Raw genomic sequence first — 18,256 nt, forward strand, 5'->3', positions numbered from 1 at the left:
TTAACGGTTACTGATTCGCCTCCCGGATACGTCCCAGCTGTCTGATATGCAGGGTCTCGTGTATCGCTATAAAGTGGGCCCACTGTGCAGCATTCAGCTCGAATCCATACGGGTGAAGATCGTGCAGATCATTCGTATTTCGCTCGGCCAGCTTCGTTATGATCTGCTTCGTTGTTTCCCGTACTCGATTCAGCTTATCCATCGCTTCATCATAAGATAATACACCGGTGGGCATGGCCTGTTCAGGGGCTTTAATCTTTTTGCCGATGATGCCGCTGGTGGACAGAATCTCGCTGACATCAGTCACTTTTTCTTCCAATGGCTCTGAGGGCTGAACGGGTTCCCGCTCAAGCATTTGCTTCAATTGGTATTGAATCATGGTTTCAAGCTTCCCCAGATGCTCTACAATCTCGGTTACGCTCCAACCGTTGGGAACCTCGCGCAACCCCTTGTCATCCGGACCGAAAGACTCAAGCACCTTCGTTAATTTCTGACGAACCTGATCCATGTAAGGCACGATATCCTGGAATTTCACCATATTTACATCTCCTTGTAAGTCGTATCGCTATATGTCTATATAAACACAGTGCTTTCCTTTATATCACTCGGTTCCGGACCTGTTCAAAAAAGCACCACTTACAGTCAACGATCGAAAAAGCCCCGTGATTCGCTGACGATGAAAAAAGTTGCTTCGATTCACACCTCTTCATAATGTTCTACAACAGGGAACGGATCGTAAAAGTGATGCAGCCGTTGTTTCCAGTCCTGATATTCCGCGGATTCCCGAAAACCTATCGTGTGATCCTCCAGGGTCTCCCATTTCACCAGCAGAATGTACTTATGATCATCCTCCAGGCATCGCTTCAGCTCATGATGGATGTAGCCCTTCATCTTCGAGATGATTCCTGACGCGACTTGGAAATTCCGTTCAAAATCCGCCGTTTGTCCCGGCTTTATCTGCAGCATGGCGACTTCGAGTATCATACAAGCTTCCCCCTTTGTATTTAGTTAAGGTATTACGGCTTTTCTATCCTTTATACTCAAGCTCAGGAGAAGCCTGGAATGCAAAAACGCCATCCTCATCCGTCTCCAGACGATAAACCTTCCGAACCGCATTCAGGTTTAACCCGCCATAAATATGCGGATACAGCTGATTCAGCTCATATAAATCCTCAAATATGATCTCCGCGTCCACTTGATCTTCTTGAATCCCCAGAACGAGCAGATCGGTTCTGCCTGTGTAAATTGTGTTAGCTACGCCGCTGACTTGCGCCTCGGTCGAGCAGTGAATAAATCGGTCCGTCTGCAGGCTTGGCGGCTCGTACATGTCCTTACCTTGCGCTTCCATCCATGCTTGCTTCGAAATAATATGATAGATCATTCCGTCCAGTCTCCTCCGTCTATTTTCCGTTAATCTTGACACACTTGCGATAGAAAAACCAGATCCCTGATACGTGATTTCAAGGTGACCTGCTTTTCGGATGAACTATAAAAGAAGACATCCTTCAAGATGTCTTCTTCACTATCGTATATCGGTCCTCGTCAAAATCCTCGTAGGTTACGGTGTAGACGGATTCCCCCAACGAGGACGCCAGCTGTCCATTGATAAAAACGGCGCATGCCTGCTCATCAATGCCGATGCCGTGACGCACTTTCCCTGTCTTCATTCCCAGCAGCAGGTTGGACTGGTCGTCCCACTCCGTATAGTGAACGCTGATCAAGACATTTGAGAACAGCCCTACGCCTTGCTTAAACATCATGATGCCTTGTTCATTATCAAGCGGGGATATCAGGCATGTCTCCGGAAGAATTAGGGCACCTGCCGAATTGCCGGCAATCGGAACGCCATTCTCATAGCGGTCGATTAACAGCTCTTTAAAAGGCCCCGTCGCGAAATAGTGATGGTATTTCTCCGTGTTACCCCCGCCAATAAATATTCCCGTGGCCCATGACAGCACCTGCTCAGCGTGTCCCATGTCCAGATTCCCGTCTTCATCGGGAACGATCACTCTCACGTTCTGGGTCATTCCCGCTTCAGTCCACATCTGCTGAAACAACGGAACATAATCCTCCCAACCCGGCCGGTTCATGATGCACAACGCAATCCTGGCATGAGAACCGCCCGCTTGCTCTAGAAACTGTCGATTCGCTTCGGCTTGAAAGGAATGTCCACCGAGCAAAAATAGATATCGATCCTTCAAGATATCCCCCCTTACTTTTTCTTTCGCGGATCCCGTTTGTAAACAGAATACAGCAGTACGGATATAAAATAGATCGGCAGCAGGATGATGCCAATCACGGCGCTTAACAGAACGATGGATAGCTGGCCGCGCTCAGCGATATCGTCATAATTCATATAACCGTATACAATCCAGACCAGCCAAACCAATGTAACGGCATAACCTATTTTATAAGGTAATCTCACAGCATCAATCACATCCTAGAAGTTGTTTGCTTGACACATTCATAAACATTTCGAATACAACATCTCAACAAACTCATGTTGATTCCGTTCCATCCATTCTTTTCTGATCATAAGTTGCTTCAACATAAGTTGAAAATAGGAGGTGATGTTCCTTCCGGCCAAATGCTGTCCGATATAGATGCTTAATAACGAAACATAATATAACTGCATGGTATAGGGAATCCAATCGATCTCTGCACGGGTTAACCTCATTTTTTTTCGATACTCATCTAAAAATAATTCGACCTTCGTCAAGGTCTGGTCCTCATGCTGAAGAAGATGGTTTAGACAGATGGATAGTTCCCATATCCGTATGTCCCTAGCGGCAAAATCAAAATCCAATACACCACTCATCTCCCTGGACTGGGGATCGATCAAGAGATTAAAAACTAAAATATCATGATGGACCATTTGCTTTGGCAGTACATTCAATTCAGGTGCACGGTTAAACCCACATTCATAGTATCCTTGCAATACAGCTATCTGTTCGGCATCAATCTCAAATGGAGGGCATACCAAAAACTCATTAATTTTCGTCTGATTGGCTAGAGAATGGAGGTTGTAAAAATCATGGAACGCAATCGCAGGATAAGCTACATCAACGGAATCCGATTCGAATTGTTGAAGAGCATATGATATTTCCCCAACTGTCCGCCCATAACTAAGGACATCGGACATGCTGGATAGGTCAGGAACCTCTCCTTCGATAAACCGTGTCAGGGAGCCCAGGGAACCATCCGATAGAACCACGTAATTGGCATCATCCTTACTGGAAACGAAACATGGAATATCAAACGATAAGCAACAACTCTCCAGATAGGCTGTTAGTCCAACCTCAAACCGTAATCTCTCTTCATTCTTTGTGTGACGATTGTATATTCTCGCGACGTATTTCTTTTGGTTCATTACGACAATTCGGGAATCATTCGTCATGCCGAAAGGCACGGTCTCGATCGAAGACACAGGGCCATGAAAATAATGCTGTAACAGCTCCTGAAATAAGTGTTCCAATATCTATACACCTCTTTTCTGATCAGCGCGCTCCCCCTATGATCGATCTTATAAAACCCCATCCTGATTCATGGTCTCACTCAGCAACTGCCCCTCCATTCGGGGAATTTTTTTTGGGGGGGAGTTCCTCATGCAACATATTTCTCTGACGATCATTAGACGCCTTGCTCCTCCCTATAATGACTGACATCCCCATGCAGAAGGATGGAAGGGACGTCATCGGTCAGCTCGATCTTGCTCAGGCATGTCGGATGGATGTAAGGCAGATCCCACAGCCGATCCAAACTTCTCCCCTCAAAATAAGCCATTAACAGCTTAACCACCACGGTATGCGTGACCAGCAAAATACGAGAGCCCGGATTTGAAGCGACGATTTCGTTCAGCTTGTTAACCGCACGCTCTCTGACCTCGAGAAACGTCTCACACCCCTCGACACCGAACAGCTCCGGATGATTCCAGAAATGATCCAACTGCTGAGGATACATTTCGCGGATCCGTTCCTGCATCTCTCCTTCCCATCCCCCCAGATTAATCTCTCTGAATTCATCACATGCCGTAATTTGCACATTCCGGTTCCCCTTGATGAGCTCGGCCGTATGGTATGCCCTTGAACTGGTACTGGAGAAGATGAAATCAAATGGTTCATGCTGCAAGGCTTCGCCGAGCCATTCCGCTTGCTGAATGCCCAGCTTCGTCAGCGGCGAATCCATATGACCTTGAAAACGATGCTGCACGTTCCACTCGGTTTGTCCGTGTCTGACAAGATAAATGGTGGTTGTCTCTTTCATGTTCCTTCCTCCCTACCTAGTGAGTCATCGTCGATTACTCTAAGCGGTCACCTTGTCGTATGGCATAAGCCAGCTTGTAAAGATCCGCGATATCCTGCCTGCCCGTCTCCTCCAATCGCTTCACGGCTTCCTCCAGTTCAACCGCCTCCACTGCGATGACCTGCTCCCCATCCTCGGGATTCAGCGGCTCCCCAACGATGCGTACATCCCCGTACCCAACCAATCGGACAAAATGAGGATGGGGAATATGCGGCCGATAAGGTGTCTTGCTGCTGGACTCGCAGCGAAACTGGCCAAAGACCCGGTATGACTCGAGTTCTGCGCCTAGCTCCTCCCTCACTTCCCGCCGGAGTCCCTCGATATAAGCCTCGCCAGGCTCCAAGGTTCCGCCAGGAAGCTCCCAGCTGCCGTCCGCTATCTGAAAAATAACGCAGCGTTCCCCGGCGAATGGAATAATCGTGACATTGCTGACCATCGATTCATCGAAATCTTCGCCCAGGGCAAACCGGGCTCGCACCACGCCCCAATGGATATCATTCGATAGGGCCGGATACAGGGTTAGATCCGTGCTTTTTCTCATAAGCGTAATCCTCCAGCCTTGCAGATATTCATGCAACCTATGTAGCGTTGTAGTCGCGGACCATAAGCACCTGCTCCATCGAGCTGGCGAACCCAAGCGCCTCCAGCACATCCACCAATTCCTTATGCGAAGCCCGGATATTGAATGCGGATCGCTTGCAAGTGGAACCAGGCTGCATCATCTCGAGCGCTGCTGCCTTCAACACGGCTATGGCATCCCGGTAACCAGGAGCGGTTTCGCAGCGGAACAGCGTGGTCGCCTGCAAACGGCCCGCAGCATCGAACGCACGCTTAAACAAACCGTAGCCCACAAGTTCTTCCCCTTCATAAACAAGCACGCACTCGCCGTCCTTGATACTGGCAGCGTCTGTCTGCCAGACTTCGCCGGATCGATAGAAGTCTGCGGAGGCGGCCTCCGCGGCTAGGCCTCTGACCAACGTAAACGAGGTCGACGCTTTCTGCTGATCCTGCGCCTCTAACGATTGTTCATTTGTCATGATGAGCAGCCGATCGATGATTTCATATCCGACGCTTTCATAGAGGCGAATCGCGGCCGCATTCGTGCTGATCGCCTCTAAATAGGCACGACGCACGCCCTGCTCCTTATAGAGGGCGTCGTTTTTCTCCATCATGGATCTGCCGATTCCTTTGCCCCGGAAATTCGGAGCTATTGCCGTCCCTCCGTTACGCGCAATGGTTACGCCGTCATCCAATCGAAAACTGTTCATGACGATGCCGGCCGGTACGCCATCCACGTAACAAGCGAGTGAGCGCTCCAAACATAAGCCATCATTCCCGATCCGGGCAATGAAGCGGTCCAGCGGCATGGAAGCGTTCACCATATAGCCTTCAAACGAGAGATTCCACAGCTCGGATACTTCCCGAATCGGAAGCTCGCTTAACGGTTTGTACGTAATCATGTTCTTTATTCCTCCTGGTATATGGGCATTAAATAAGTGTGGCACATTGGGAGATGCTTACTATGAAAAACATGCAGGAAACACCTGGGTATGTACCCACTCGTGTGCTCCTGCATGTCTTTGCATAACTTATTTCGATTTAAAGAGCTGCATCGTCCACGCTGTCCAGCCAAGCTTCGATGCTGCCGATGACGGAAGTGACGCAGCCATCCTCGAATGGAGAGATCAGGCCTGCCACCTTCACCAGTTCAGTGAAGGATTTGCTGCCGCCTTGACGGCAGAGGTGCAGATAATCCGCCCATGCCGCGGATTGGTCCTCGTGCATCTTCTTCCAGAATTGGAATGCACAGATTTGAGCCAGCGTATAGTCGATATAATAGAACGGCGAATTGAAGATATGTCCTTGTTTATGCCAGAAGCCGCCTTGCTCCAGATACGCATTATCATCATAGTTCCGGTGCGGCAGATATCTCCGCTCGATTTCACGCCATGCCTGTTTCCGTTCGGCCGGCGTAGCATCCGGATTCTCGTAAACGAAGTGCTGGAATTCATCAACCGTTACCCCGTAAGGAATGAAGATGAGTCCGCTCGCCAGATGGTCGAAGCGGTATTTATCCGCCTCGTCCTCAAAGAAGCGGTCCATCCACGGCCATGTGAAGAATTCCATGCTCATGGAATGGATTTCGCATGCCTCATAAGTCGGGAATCCATACTCCGGTACCTCGAAACCTCTGCTCTCGTACACTTGGAACGCATGACCGGCTTCGTGCGTCAGCACGTCAATATCGCCGGAAGTCCCGTTGAAGTTGGAGAAGATAAACGGTGCGCCGTACTCGCTGATATAGGTACAGTATCCGCCGCTCTGCTTGCCTTTTTTGGCAACCAGGTCCATAAGGCCGTTCTCCTGCATGAAGGTGAAGAACTCGTGAGTTTCCGGAGACAATTCCTCGTACATCTTCGCGCCGTTGTTCACGATCCAATCCGGGTCGCCCTTCGGCGTGGCATTCCCCGATTTGAAGGAAAAATTCTCGTCGTAGTACAGCAGTTGATCCACATCGATCCGCTTCTGCTGACGTTCTTTCAGCTTGGACGCAACCGGAACGATATGCTCCAGCACCTGGTTCCGGAAATTAGCCACCATCTCCGCATTGTAATCCGTGCGGGCCATGCGAGCATAACCCAGCTCCACATAATTGTTGAAGCCAAGCTTCTTGGCAATCTTGGTTCTCACCTTGACCAGATCATCATAGATGCGGTCGAAGGTGGCTTCGTTCTCGGCCATGAAACCGCTGGAAGCCTCCATTGCGCGTTTGCGCATATCGCGATCCGTCGATTGCTGGAACGGAATCAGCTGCGACAGGGTGCGTTCTTCGCCTTCGAACTGAATTTTTGCAGAAGCGATCAGCTTCGCATATTCCGTCGTCAGCTTGTTCTCCTGCTGCAAATCCTCGATGATCTCAGGGCTGAAGGTTTTGAGCGATAGCTCAGCCAGCTGAAACAGCTGCCGTCCCCATTTGTCCTCCAGTTGGGCTCTGAATTTCGAATCCACGAGGGCCCGGTAATAATCCGTTATGTATTCCTGGATGACCGGTCCGTTCTCGTCGAAGAAATCCTGCTCTGCCTTATAGAACTCGTCGTTCGTATCAATCGAGTGACGGATGTACACCAGTTGACTCAGGGTATCCATCTCGCTGCGAAGTTTGTTAATACGGGTCATCGCCTCATCCTGTTCCTCGTACGTGCCGGCGGAGGTGAAGGCGTTCAGTTGTTCCTTGAACTTTTGCTCAAAAGCTTTTACGTCGGGGCGTTCATAGCGATACTCGCTGAATTTCATAAGATACACCTGTCCTTTCCAAAATAAAAAATGCATCCTGGCGTTTGATCGCATGGCTTCAAATCACCAAACTATATGTAAATTCTATATACAAATCCGAATATCCTTCACAGTCTATGAAATTCTATACACCCCGATTGGTTACGTCATGATCTTAAGTCCGATGGCTGAAGCGAGAATCAAAGCGATGAAGAACATACGGCGCCATTCCTTCGGTTCTCCAAACGCGAACATCCCCAGCAGCGTGCTGCCTGCTGTCCCCATTCCCGTCCAAATCGCGTAGGCGGTTCCCATGGAAATGAAATTCATCGCATACGTCAGCAGCAGGAAACTGGAGCCAAGCGAACAGGCTAAAAAAACGTAGGATCCCAAGCTGCGGTGCAGGGTTACCCGTCTTAAAGCAATAACACCCAGAACCTCGCACAACCCGGCTGCAATCAGAGCGATCCATTCCATTAGATGCCACTCTCCTTCGCTTGACGATCCGTATCCTTCGTGACCAGCTTAAGCCCCAGCACGCCTGCGGCCAGCATGCCAATCAGTAGGAGCTTGACGGGATTCGCTTCCTCGCCAAACACGAGAATCTCCGCCAGCACCGTGCCGGCTGTGCCGAGTCCTGTGAAGATCACATAGACCGTGCCGATGGGAAGCTTCGCCGCGGAGTCCAAAAAAACTTTAAAACTGAATACGATCGATGCGATGGTGATGACCCACTGCCACCATACATCGGAATGTTTTAAACCGGATACCCAGACAACCTCCAGCGCTCCCGCCAATAATAAGAGCCACCATGCCTTCTTCATCCCCCAACATCCCTTCCACTCTGTATTTGTTTAAATCGGTTTATGATGTCGTTGTGATTGTAATCCAAATTTGGCATGCCGTATAATGATCATTAATAATGATGTCATCATTTTTAGTGATGCCTGAAGGAGAGAGGAAGGTTTAGATGGAGCTTACCGATCTGAAGGTTTTTCTGAGGATTGCCGATGAAGGAAATATCACCCGCGCCGCGGAGCAGCTTGGGTATGTGCAGTCGAATGTAACGGCCCGGGTCAAAAAACTGGAGAATGAATTGGGGGTTCCCTTGTTTAACAGGCACTCCAATGGAGTAACCTTGACGGAGAAAGGGCGTATGTTCCTGGACTATGCGTGTACCATCATCAACCTGTCCGAAGAAGCGGTGAGAGCCGTGCAGGAACAGCCGTATCCAAGCGGTTCATTAGCCATTGGCGTCGTGGACACGGTTCATTGCGGGCACTTCATTCAATCCTTGTCCGACTATCAAACCATGTACCCTGACGTCACGCTGTCGCTGTTGACTGGCAGCTCTTCGGAGCTGATTACTCAAGTTCTGAACTATCAGCTGGACGGGGCTTTTGTGACAGGAACCATTCCGACAAAGCTGGCAGCCGATTATATTGAAGAGGATGAAGTCATGCTGCTGACCAAATCCAAAGAGCAGCCCTTTCCCGATCTTGCGGTGACCAAATGGGCCGTAGCCCCCGCGGGATGTCCGTTTCGAAGCGCCCTTGAAGCATGGCTGCTAAGCGAAGGCATTCCGCTAACCAATACGATAGAGGTCTCCTCGTTGGAAACCCAGCTCAGCATTGTACGGTCAGGACTTGCGGCTGCGCTGCTTCCCAGCTCCGTCTTAAGCGGAGAATATGCCAATATGGGCAGCTATCAGGTCCCGGAAGCCTTCCGGCACACCTCGACTAGCCTGGTCCGGCGCAACGACCGGTTCAGGAACAAGGCGTTTTCTGCTTTTGCCGAGCTGGTTAAGGTCAATTTTGAGATGAAGGAAAGATCATGAGTTATACGTAGGCCTGAACATCACCATGACATTTATCCAGCGTGAGATGCAGTCGATATTTTTCCTCTTGAACAAATCGTCTGGCCGTTGAAATGTTTCGTAATGTTCATCTCAAGCCTAATCAATATTCCCTGCAGCTATAAGCTCATCCATTTTGAACAGGGAATGCAAAGTAAGACCGGCTTCCTCCAGTCTCTGTCTTCCTGCCGGATTACGTTCAATGACGCAGATGACATGCTCGACGACCGCTCCAGCTTCTCTCAATTCGTGAACGCTTAACAAGATTTGTCCTCCGGTCGTCACCACGTCCTCAATCACACATACGCGTTTACCCTTAATGTCCGAACCTTCCGCCAATTTGCAGGTGCCGTATTCCTTTGCTTTTTTTCTTACAAATGCGGACGGAGTGCCTGACTTCAAGGATAGCGCAGTTGCAATCGGAATTCCCCCCATTTCAAGTCCTGCTAACACTTCCGTATCTTCAGGAATAAGCCCGACCAGCTCCTCAGCTACTTGGGCCAGAATAGCGGGATCTGACTCAAACAAGTATTTATCAAAATACTCATGAGACGTTTGACCCGAGCGTAAAGTAAAGGTTCCCGTTAAATGGGTTACATCATAGATTTCCTTTGCCAAGTTCAACGTCATCATGGTCCTCCCAGTGTGGATATGATCGTATTAATTCCCGCCAGTTCCATCTGCTCCTCGATATAATGCGCAACGCCATCCAGCTCATTCGAGTCGACAATATGATCAGCCAGGTGCTGGATTGTCTCGTGCGCATTCCGGACCGCGATCCGGGTGCCTCCGGCCTCGAACAGGCCGACATCATTGATGTGGTCGCCGAACACCACCGTGTTCTCCAGATCAATCCCCATGTGGGCGGACCATAATTGGAGGCCGCCTCTTTTGTTTGCTTTGGCATGGCTGAATTCGAGGAAGTAGTGGTTGCGAATGTAATAATCCGGCATCATATGCGCATGAATCACGTCGCCGTATAATGCCGTGACCTCTTGCCGAATCGGCTCCAATTCTTCATGTAATCCGATGTAGGTAAGAGCCAATGTCCGGTAATCCGGCGGACACTTCAGGTTCTTCACTTCCAGGAACCGCGGATCATGGGGGCGGCCGGCATAGAAGGTCATCTCTCCCTCTCTGCGCAGCGTCTCATGCAGAACACGCTCCCGCTGGTCCTTATCGAGCGAGAAATAAAAGGGTGTAATGCCGTGCTTTTTCCCAACGCCGATAATCTCATTCGAAATGTCGCGCTCCAGCCAGTATCCATCCACAACGGTTTGATTCGACCCGTCATATATCAAAGCGCCGTTATATAGAATCACGGGGTATTTCCACGGGATATCCGAAACGACGCTCTGAGCGCTAATATAACCGCGGGCAGTCGCAAACGTGACGATCAAGTCCCGCTCCAATGCATCCGTGACAACGTTCATCGTATAGGGTGATAAGGTTTGATCCGATCGCAGAAGCGTCCCGTCGAGATCCGTAATATATGCTCTTTTTTTCATAGTGAAGCAGTCCTCCTTCGCCGTCGGTATGTGACAAAACCCAGCCTTAGAATAGCTCATGCCAAGACTGGGCCATACGTGTGAGTTAGACGTCTTCCATGATTATACAACTTTCGAGATGAAGATGGTAAAGCTTAATTGCTTATTTCGCTTCAATGTACGTTTATTTCTGAGCCAGGACTGTTAGCGCAGCATCGGGAAGGCTTCACCGCTCGGAATGAAGGCCCCCACCGGGCAAATGAGGCCGTTGAATCCTATTTGCTCGAGGAGCAGCGAATCGGTAGAGTATCGGAGTTTGTTAAACCGAGATCCGCTGCGGACATGCTGCTGGGAAGCTGCTATCAATATGCTTTTCAACTAAACTTTCTAGGCCTCCCCTTGTCCGATGAAGATCAGAATGAGTATGTACATCGGGTGTTGGATACATTGTTTGCAGGCATTGGGAACGAATGAACGGAGAGTAGGCATGACTTGCCCTTTCTTTGGTCCTTACACACCGAGAATCAGGTATCCCAGTGTCATAAATAGAAAAAGAAATAATAGCAGCACGGAGTGACCTACAATGGCTGTAATACCGATTCGTGATAGTTCACCACGAGTAATGCTAATGAGTGCCAACAGAATCCCCACTGGCGACAACAGAAGAATCGACGCATACGACAGTCCCTGTAAGGGAGTGCCTGCCTCCGGCGGAAACATGAAGCTGTACAGCGTGAACAAGGTGATGCAGATAAATAATGTCAGAGACACATGGGACAAATACCATCTCATCACGTAACCTCGGCCAGCATGCCCGACAGAATACCGGCTCTGCGAACGACCCCAGTCTTTTGAGGAATTTCCCTTATAAAACTCAGCATAGGGTTGGCACCTCCGAAAATTATTTAGTGATACGCGGCTGAAGATACCCCACGACTTCTTGTATGTCCTGAATCTCGGCAAACGGAAAAACTCCCATGCGGTTCATTCTCGCGATGTCCCCACGATATGCGATAAATGGAATTCCGGCGCTCTCGGAGGCCTTGCCGTCCACCCAGGCATCTCCGACAGAGAGCCACTCCTTTGGCGAAGTGTGCGAAAAATGCTGGAGTACCGCCATATATCCATCCGATGCAGGCTTTAATAAACCCATGGCTTCCCTGCCGATAATGAGATCGAAGTAATGAGCAATCCGGTTCTCTTCTAATGCAGTCATCGCTGCTTCTATCGCATTGTTCGTCACGATAGCAAGATGCAGCTGTCCATGTAATTGCTGGACGAGCTCCATAGCTCCATCTTCAAGTTTTGCTCCCATCATTCCTTGGATTTCATGTTCCTTGGCAATATCCCACATCATACAGCTCAGCTCTTCCGACAGCTGCCCCGTATTCATGGCTTCAGCTATGATGGTTGAGGTGGTATGGGTATCCATGGACAGGCCTGGGGGCAAAATGCTGTGATCGCACAAAAAGGCATAGATATCCCGCTTCATTGCACCAAAATCAATGCTGGAATGCAGCAGCGTGTTATCCATATCAAAGACAATCCCTTTTATCTTAAACTCGATATCTAATCAACTCCCGTCATGGTAACGCCATGAATGGCTGCTCCGCTAGGTAATCCTGACTTGGGTATGGCGACCAAGGATGTGACGCTTGCCTGGCCGGGGTAACCCTCTGTCACATCATCCTCATATGAAGCTAAAGTGATGTATAGATGATTCTTTTGATCCCCTATCTTTTGGTCGGTCATCTTCAAGGATGCAATCCGAAAACCTTTTGCCGAAGGAAGCTGCCCACCGCTGACCAACAGATAAATTTCCTGATCCGTTTCCTTAAGCACCCATCCGCCGGGAGCTCTATTTATGCCGTCATCATAAAGCTGTTGAATATCCGGATCAAGGTGCTCAACCGAACGGTGCTCCCAGGTGAATTCCGGAGCCGTTTTGGTATATAGGAGCTGCGTGTACGGAACTTGCATGTATTTGATCTCAGCGGCTTTGCGCGCTTCCTCCATCACAGTTTGTGCTTCTTTGGAATCATTACTTCTCTGCCCATGGCACCCAGCCATCAATAACATTGCAGCAATCATGGTGAGCATTAGCCTTCTGCTGATACTTTCTCGCATATCCTTGTTAACCCCTTCATTCCCTAGTCATAGACAACTTCCGTACCGGCGATAAAATCGTGCAGGGAACGCTTATCCTCGCGCAGCGCAACCATAAAGATGCTCACAATAATTCCAATTCCAAGGGTTAACGCATACACGATTCCCGCCACGAGGTTGCGAAGCAGCATCGTCCCGAGGCCCGGCGGCTCAAGAAAATCGAATTTGCGAATACGAATGCCGCACATGCGCTTACCGATCGTATACCCATTCCAGTACACTGGCACCAGGATACCGTATAAACCGAAGATCAAGTTACTGATCGGCTCGTTCTCATAATTCCCCGTGATAAGTCCAGCTATGATCGTTAGCGGAAGCGACACAATAAGTCCATCCAGAATGTTGGCTCCTAGCCTGATCCAAAAGCCGGCCACTTGGTTATCGGTCATCTCGACTCCCCCTTAAATTCACTCCATACTCAAAAAAAAGACTTCCTGCCGACACTTCATTTGTTATGAGGCGGATCGAATTCCTTCCAGTTCTTCTTGATCTTATTCAAATCTTCCGAATGCCATCTGCCGATACTCGGACCTAAGAAACACAAGATGCCGACAATCAGGCTGATCCAGCTTAATACCAACGGGCCTTTGCCTACATAGGTCAACATCGAATCAAACATCTCTTTGCTCCATGACGTCAGGTTGGATCCGAATATGGCAGCTGCCAGATACCGCATACCATACAAGAACACCGATATGCAGATAAAGATCATACCCATCGCTTTATGGTTCATAGAACGCCTCTTTCCACACAACATTTTCCAAATCCCTGATATCATTGTAAGCTTCGGTGCTTGATCGAACAATAGTTTTTCCACTTTTCCCCATGCCGTTGTCATCAAACGAAGGAGTAAATAACCTTAACACGCAACAACATTCGCGATACAAAAGAAAGGAATGACCTCCTACGTTGTAGTGAAGCCATTCCATTCAATTCTGCTTGTTATACACTATTGTGCCGTTGGCCGGAATATGCAGCTATCCGCTCCTCCATTTCCTGACGACTCCCAGCAAACCATAACCAAGGGTAACGCCGATCGAGTTCAACATAAAATCATCCACATCCAGACTGCCCCGCCTTGAGATCAACTGTATCATTTCGAGCAAGAATAACCCGGTCAAAAAGAAACCCAGCATTTTACGGAAGCCCACCCGAAATGCAAGCGGAATCAGCACTCCAAAGGGTACAAACACAGCGATATTTCCAACCATATTGATCAGGGAATCCATCCCGCGAATGGGAAAATAACTGGCCATCGTCGAGAATGGCACCAGGTTGTAACTGTATTCCGGTTTCTTTATCCTTCCGAATCCCCAGATCATCCAGTAAGACAACAACATGGTATAGCCGAGAAGGAGAATGTGGGCAGTTAATCTTATATGGGATTTCATCTCAGGTCTCCCCAGCAATTCACGAATATTTGTCCAAGACAAAATCCTCGATCATTTCAATATTTCTGCGATCCATAGCATACTGTCTGATGTGTTTCTTAATATTCGGATACAAAATAATGTCGTCCAGCTGCTCGAGCGGTATCCATTTCACATCGGTTTGATTCGGATCTGGCGCAGCCGGAAGCTTCGGAAAGGACCCTTCAAGCGGATAACATTCGAACACGATGTATAACGTATGGATGCCCGATATGTTATCTCTGGACTGTTTATGCGGAGCATACTCGTACACGAATGCGACAGGCCCCACCTGCGCCTCCAGCGTGGTTTCCTCACGCAATTCCCTCAAGGCTCCCTCCACGATCGACTCCCCCGGCTCGGCCCCGCCCCCTGGCAAATTATAATGCAATCCGTTCTCATCTACATACTCGACTAATAACACAGACTCATCCCTCAGAACCAAGGCTGTCGGTCTCACTCGTATGTGGTACGTCATCATAACCACCTCTCCCGGCTTACAAAAAACGGCCGAACGTACTTGATCTGTCTATCATACAATCAACGCGGCCGATATGGAAATATGATGTATCCTTTCCTCAGTATCTCGCTAGTCAGTATATCCCGTGTTTGTTCTGCTATCATTCACGTTCGATCACTATCATCCAGTCTCACGTTTTCTCCCGTTTCGCGGGAAACATTCGCCGCCTCCAGAAAACGAACGATCTCCAGCGTTTCGGACAAGGGAACATCGGAAACGCCCGTCGTGAACATCTTCATAATCTGATCCAGCAGACTGGCGTAATATGGCTTGGGGTGCTTCATGATGTCCACGAAGCTGCTGGCCTCCGCGCGATGAACGGTCAACCCGAAGCGGTCGTTGCCTGCCCGATTGCCCCGTATCGTTCCGATTCTCCCGTCTTTCCAAACCGCCGTTAACACTTCATGCCGCTCCGTTGCGGCTACATGGACGCTTACGCAACCGGGCCCGAGAACGCGGTACAGCATTTCAGCCGTATGAATGCCGTACCAGAAAAATCCCGGCTGCGTAGGTTGAAGGGGAAGCGGTCCCGCGCAATCCACGCCAATGATATCATCCACTCCGCCGCGAGCCAATTCATCCTGTAATCCTTGCGCATACCGGAGAGATGAGCAACTCATAACGGTTACCTGATACTGCTCCGCTAATTCGGCAATTTCCCTTGCATCCTTACTGCTCACCGCAAACGGCTTATCAATAAAAACCTGTTTGCAATAAGGAGCAATCGCGCGAAATAAAGACAGATGCGACCTTCCATCCACCGCTTCCAGCATGACGGCATCGACCTGTTTGGCCACGTCTTCCGGACTCTCCAATATCTCCGTTCCCCATGCCGCGAGTTCCTTCGTATACCCCTCCACCCGGCTTATGCTCAGCTCAAAGTCCGGCGACCCTCCGGGAAAAGCTGCCGTCACCCGTGCACCTGGAACGTGATATGGATGCGACTTGTCATGGAGCATTTTCGAAAAAATGGAAACATGGGATGTATCCAAACCAATCATACCGATTTTCATAGTCATAAGTTCATTCTCCTTTACCTTCAGCATTTTAGATGATCTCGCTGGCTTTTCCATTCGCTACATGACTAAGGATATCCAGCAGCCGGACAAAGGCTTTTCTTTCACCCATCATATCATCCTGCACGACTAAAGGACGTGACTTTAATTCGTCTTTTAACCTGCACCTGGACCCAATACTAAAAGACCGCCTCCATCTGTCAACCAGATGAGAGGCGGCCTTTCACATTTGCTTATAAATGTGTTATGTAATTGTATAATGCGCACTTCAATATGCTAAGGCTCCATCCTCCACTTGATCACGAAGAAGCGGTTGGCCATAGCCACGATAGCGAACACGATGGCAAAGGTAATAAAACCAGAGTCGATCAGGCAAGCAACGGCGGTCGCAAATATGAGAAATTCAATAAGCAGCACGACGGCAAGCGGCAACTTGACTTTTGCCTTCGGCTATATGGTCATGCCCCAGATGACGGCTGTCAGCAGCGGCAGTCCAATCCCGAGAGCTACCTGTGCCACGAGTCCGGAACCAAAATGGAAGCCCCAGTAACCTATCGAAAACAACAAAATCAATTCCAATATAAATCGGAGGGCGAGATTCAGTATTTTGAACATCGAGGAACACCTTCCGTTTCATGTCATGCACCTATTTATACTACAGGCATTAAAGCTCGATTTGCTCCAAATGATGGAGCAGGTGATCGACATAATCGTTAAACAACCACTCCAGCGTGACCTCCGTTTTATCGGGCAGCACGCATTTCTTCTGGAAGTCGGATGAATCGGCTCTTTGCATGACCCGCAGAATCATCCGGTTAACCTGCTGCCACAGTACCAGAACATCCGCTTGATTATATCGATTCTGATAATCGTTCACCTGGACCCAATCGTTCTGCGCGTAACCTTGAATCGCAATAGGGTAGTCCGACACCAATATTTTTACAAACCGGATATGGTTATTGACCGCCGAATCGCATAGATGGCCCAAGATCTCCTTTTTGGACCATTTATCAGGCGTAAGCTTCAGATTGAATTCCACCTCGTCGATTGCCGTTACAATTTCCGTTACTTCAGAAATCAAGGATTCCAGCTTCATAATGGATTCCATGCATTTTTCCTCCTTCTCGTTCATGATTCTATTCGTGTAATCGGCAGGCCCATGAAATCACTGTAATGCTTAGCCGCCTCCCGAAACGCCTCTTCTCGATGGCCCAACGGAGAGAACGGGCTTAACGTGATTTCGATGCCGCTGCGCTTGATCTCCCGCTTCCAGATACCGACCACTTCTCCTCCAGCGACCATGATGGGTTGGAAAATCCCGTTGCGAAAGGGAGCGATTTGGGCATCATGCTCTGACTCGATAATTGCGCTGCGATCCTTGTACCCCAAGTAATATTCATCAAAACCCGGAAGCAGAACCACCGAATCCGTATCAGCGGACGCGGCCGACCCAGCAACAGAGCTCCAGTATTCCGTGCCGTTGACAAAATCTAAACGAAGATCTGATTTGACTGCCTCAAAGCCTCGTTTAGCGTCCGTCAGCGTCAATCCGACCCACCATGCAAAATCCTGAACCGTTGCGGGCCCGTGTCCTGTAAAATAGCGGAGCGCAAGCTCTGCCAGCGATTCTTCTAGCGTCAGCTCCCTTAAATTCGGGACCCACTCATCGAGCAGCACGAAGCTTTGCTGTTTGCCTTCATGCGGGCCGAAACAGATCATGCCGGTCCGTCCCAAATATCCGAGAATGTAGTAGCCGCGTCCATTCTTGGTGCTGATCCCCGCATCCTCGAGCAGCTCCATTAGTCTGGGACGGGATACGGGCGTACAGCCACTCAACGCATCGCTGATTAGCGTCCTGCACCGATGGAGCGTACTTCCGTCAAGCTCAAGTTCGGCCTGCTTCTTCTTATCATTCGTAAGAAAACGCGATTCCGTCAGCTTCAACATCCACTTGGTATCCTCGGCAGGCACGAAGAAAATCGTTCCACGCATCGGCCAAGTCAGCACGATTTTGCGATCGTTCAGGGCCTGCTCCACATCGGATAGTTTGGCGGACTGCGCACGTAGACCGATTCCCCATACCGCTTGGTGGTAATCCTGTGCCTGAACAGCGCCTAATTCTCTTACAACTTCTACCGGGCTCACATGCTTCATCCCTGTTATGCGCTGATTGTAGAGCCGTTGATTCGCTATGGTTTGACTTAGCACATCCATACACTCTCCCAGGC

General features: G+C 49.3%; 27 protein-coding genes and 1 pseudogene. 2 read left to right on the forward strand and 26 right to left on the reverse strand.

The window, feature by feature from the left end:
* Window positions 1-7 precede the first annotated feature (7 nt).
* From HMPREF9412_RS03110 to HMPREF9412_RS03165, 12 genes are all read right to left on the reverse strand, one after another.
* Window positions 8-538, reverse strand: coding sequence for a DinB family protein (locus HMPREF9412_RS03110; RefSeq protein ID WP_009589928.1), 531 nt, complete (start codon window positions 536-538; stop codon window positions 8-10).
* Between the two features lie 158 nt (window positions 539-696).
* Window positions 697-984, reverse strand: a complete 288-nt coding sequence (locus HMPREF9412_RS03115; protein ID WP_009589843.1) for an antibiotic biosynthesis monooxygenase family protein — start codon at window positions 982-984, stop codon at window positions 697-699.
* A 43-nt stretch (window positions 985-1,027) separates the two neighbouring features.
* Complete coding sequence (locus HMPREF9412_RS03120) at window positions 1,028-1,381, reverse strand: DUF952 domain-containing protein (protein ID WP_009589936.1); 354 nt, start codon at window positions 1,379-1,381, stop codon at window positions 1,028-1,030.
* A gap of 124 nt (window positions 1,382-1,505) precedes the next feature.
* A complete protein-coding gene (locus HMPREF9412_RS03125) occupies window positions 1,506-2,201 on the reverse strand; it encodes a cyanophycinase (protein ID WP_009590022.1) in 696 nt (231 codons plus the stop codon).
* An 11-nt stretch (window positions 2,202-2,212) separates the two neighbouring features.
* Window positions 2,213-2,425 (reverse strand): hypothetical protein, encoded by a 213-nt coding sequence (locus HMPREF9412_RS03130; RefSeq protein ID WP_009589787.1) that lies wholly within the window; start codon window positions 2,423-2,425, stop codon window positions 2,213-2,215.
* A gap of 39 nt (window positions 2,426-2,464) precedes the next feature.
* Window positions 2,465-3,475, reverse strand: coding sequence for a phosphotransferase enzyme family protein (locus HMPREF9412_RS03135; protein WP_009589874.1), 1,011 nt, complete (start codon window positions 3,473-3,475; stop codon window positions 2,465-2,467).
* A gap of 155 nt (window positions 3,476-3,630) precedes the next feature.
* Window positions 3,631-4,263 carry a histidine phosphatase family protein gene (locus HMPREF9412_RS03140; RefSeq protein ID WP_009589931.1) on the reverse strand — a complete coding sequence of 211 codons (633 nt, stop codon included), beginning with the start codon at window positions 4,261-4,263 and terminating at the stop codon, window positions 3,631-3,633.
* Between the two features lie 34 nt (window positions 4,264-4,297).
* Window positions 4,298-4,843, reverse strand: coding sequence for an NUDIX hydrolase (locus tag HMPREF9412_RS03145; protein WP_009589986.1), 546 nt, complete (start codon window positions 4,841-4,843; stop codon window positions 4,298-4,300).
* Between the two features lie 37 nt (window positions 4,844-4,880).
* Window positions 4,881-5,762: a GNAT family N-acetyltransferase gene (locus tag HMPREF9412_RS03150; protein ID WP_009589970.1), complete on the reverse strand. Its 882-nt coding sequence runs from the start codon at window positions 5,760-5,762 to the stop codon at window positions 4,881-4,883.
* Window positions 5,763-5,901: 139 nt separating this feature from the next.
* On the reverse strand, window positions 5,902-7,596 hold the full coding sequence (locus tag HMPREF9412_RS03155) for a M3 family oligoendopeptidase (RefSeq protein ID WP_009590014.1): 1,695 nt from the start codon (window positions 7,594-7,596) through the stop codon (window positions 5,902-5,904).
* A 141-nt stretch (window positions 7,597-7,737) separates the two neighbouring features.
* Complete coding sequence (locus HMPREF9412_RS03160; protein WP_009589782.1) at window positions 7,738-8,052, reverse strand: DMT family transporter; 315 nt, start codon at window positions 8,050-8,052, stop codon at window positions 7,738-7,740.
* On the reverse strand, window positions 8,052-8,399 hold the full coding sequence (locus HMPREF9412_RS03165) for a DMT family transporter (protein ID WP_009589879.1): 348 nt from the start codon (window positions 8,397-8,399) through the stop codon (window positions 8,052-8,054). Before HMPREF9412_RS03165 ends, HMPREF9412_RS03160 begins: the two co-directional genes overlap by 1 nt.
* 146 nt (window positions 8,400-8,545) lie before the next feature.
* On the opposite strand from HMPREF9412_RS03165, the gene HMPREF9412_RS03170 reads away from it, so the two are divergent.
* Window positions 8,546-9,412 carry a LysR family transcriptional regulator gene (locus HMPREF9412_RS03170; RefSeq protein WP_009589997.1) on the forward strand — a complete coding sequence of 289 codons (867 nt, stop codon included), beginning with the start codon at window positions 8,546-8,548 and terminating at the stop codon, window positions 9,410-9,412.
* Between the two features lie 117 nt (window positions 9,413-9,529).
* Here the strand turns inward: HMPREF9412_RS03170 and pyrE are convergent, their stop codons facing one another.
* From pyrE to HMPREF9412_RS33630, 3 genes are all read right to left on the reverse strand, one after another.
* Entirely contained in the window at window positions 9,530-10,063 is a 534-nt protein-coding gene (gene pyrE, locus HMPREF9412_RS03175; RefSeq protein ID WP_036671106.1) for an orotate phosphoribosyltransferase, read from the reverse strand.
* Window positions 10,060-10,938: an HAD family hydrolase gene (locus HMPREF9412_RS03180; protein WP_009589769.1), complete on the reverse strand. Its 879-nt coding sequence runs from the start codon at window positions 10,936-10,938 to the stop codon at window positions 10,060-10,062. Before HMPREF9412_RS03180 ends, pyrE begins: the two co-directional genes overlap by 4 nt.
* 183 nt (window positions 10,939-11,121) lie before the next feature.
* Window positions 11,122-11,295, reverse strand: a complete 174-nt coding sequence (locus tag HMPREF9412_RS33630) for a hypothetical protein (protein ID WP_368072370.1) — start codon at window positions 11,293-11,295, stop codon at window positions 11,122-11,124.
* Here HMPREF9412_RS33630 and HMPREF9412_RS03185 point away from each other — a divergent pair.
* Window positions 11,215-11,391, forward strand: coding sequence for a hypothetical protein (locus HMPREF9412_RS03185; protein ID WP_368072368.1), 177 nt, complete (start codon window positions 11,215-11,217; stop codon window positions 11,389-11,391). The two genes, HMPREF9412_RS33630 and HMPREF9412_RS03185, sit on opposite strands and share 81 nt — an antisense overlap.
* A 36-nt stretch (window positions 11,392-11,427) precedes the next feature.
* On the opposite strand, the gene HMPREF9412_RS31915 is transcribed toward HMPREF9412_RS03185, so the two are convergent.
* From HMPREF9412_RS31915 to HMPREF9412_RS03240, 11 genes and pseudogenes are all read right to left on the reverse strand, one after another.
* Window positions 11,428-11,709 (reverse strand): hypothetical protein, encoded by a 282-nt coding sequence (locus HMPREF9412_RS31915; protein ID WP_009590007.1) that lies wholly within the window; start codon window positions 11,707-11,709, stop codon window positions 11,428-11,430.
* A 109-nt stretch (window positions 11,710-11,818) separates the two neighbouring features.
* Window positions 11,819-12,484 (reverse strand): HAD family hydrolase, encoded by a 666-nt coding sequence (locus tag HMPREF9412_RS03195; protein WP_368072369.1) that lies wholly within the window; start codon window positions 12,482-12,484, stop codon window positions 11,819-11,821.
* A gap of 2 nt (window positions 12,485-12,486) precedes the next feature.
* Window positions 12,487-13,017 carry a hypothetical protein gene (locus tag HMPREF9412_RS03200; RefSeq protein WP_254663988.1) on the reverse strand — a complete coding sequence of 177 codons (531 nt, stop codon included), beginning with the start codon at window positions 13,015-13,017 and terminating at the stop codon, window positions 12,487-12,489.
* A gap of 50 nt (window positions 13,018-13,067) precedes the next feature.
* Window positions 13,068-13,472 (reverse strand): RDD family protein, encoded by a 405-nt coding sequence (locus tag HMPREF9412_RS03205; RefSeq protein WP_009589894.1) that lies wholly within the window; start codon window positions 13,470-13,472, stop codon window positions 13,068-13,070.
* A 56-nt stretch (window positions 13,473-13,528) separates the two neighbouring features.
* On the reverse strand, window positions 13,529-13,816 hold the full coding sequence (locus tag HMPREF9412_RS03210; RefSeq protein WP_009589954.1) for a hypothetical protein: 288 nt from the start codon (window positions 13,814-13,816) through the stop codon (window positions 13,529-13,531).
* A gap of 244 nt (window positions 13,817-14,060) precedes the next feature.
* Window positions 14,061-14,474: a VanZ family protein gene (locus HMPREF9412_RS03215; RefSeq protein ID WP_009589876.1), complete on the reverse strand. Its 414-nt coding sequence runs from the start codon at window positions 14,472-14,474 to the stop codon at window positions 14,061-14,063.
* A gap of 19 nt (window positions 14,475-14,493) precedes the next feature.
* Window positions 14,494-14,970, reverse strand: coding sequence for an NUDIX domain-containing protein (locus HMPREF9412_RS03220; RefSeq protein ID WP_036671128.1), 477 nt, complete (start codon window positions 14,968-14,970; stop codon window positions 14,494-14,496).
* Window positions 14,971-15,116: 146 nt separating this feature from the next.
* Entirely contained in the window at window positions 15,117-16,031 is a 915-nt protein-coding gene (locus HMPREF9412_RS03225; protein WP_009589998.1) for a Gfo/Idh/MocA family protein, read from the reverse strand.
* Window positions 16,032-16,304: 273 nt separating this feature from the next.
* Window positions 16,305-16,643 (reverse strand): annotated as a pseudogene (locus HMPREF9412_RS03230) (YrdB family protein).
* A 49-nt stretch (window positions 16,644-16,692) separates the two neighbouring features.
* On the reverse strand, window positions 16,693-17,136 hold the full coding sequence (locus HMPREF9412_RS03235) for a DinB family protein (RefSeq protein ID WP_009589834.1): 444 nt from the start codon (window positions 17,134-17,136) through the stop codon (window positions 16,693-16,695).
* A gap of 20 nt (window positions 17,137-17,156) precedes the next feature.
* Window positions 17,157-18,242, reverse strand: coding sequence for a winged helix DNA-binding domain-containing protein (locus HMPREF9412_RS03240; protein WP_009589937.1), 1,086 nt, complete (start codon window positions 18,240-18,242; stop codon window positions 17,157-17,159).
* Window positions 18,243-18,256: the final 14 nt, after the last annotated feature.

Origin of the sequence: Paenibacillus sp. HGF5 (assembly GCF_000204455.1) — a bacterium.
In the GTDB taxonomy this organism is placed as follows: domain Bacteria; phylum Bacillota; class Bacilli; order Paenibacillales; family Paenibacillaceae; genus Paenibacillus_AQ; species Paenibacillus_AQ lautus_A.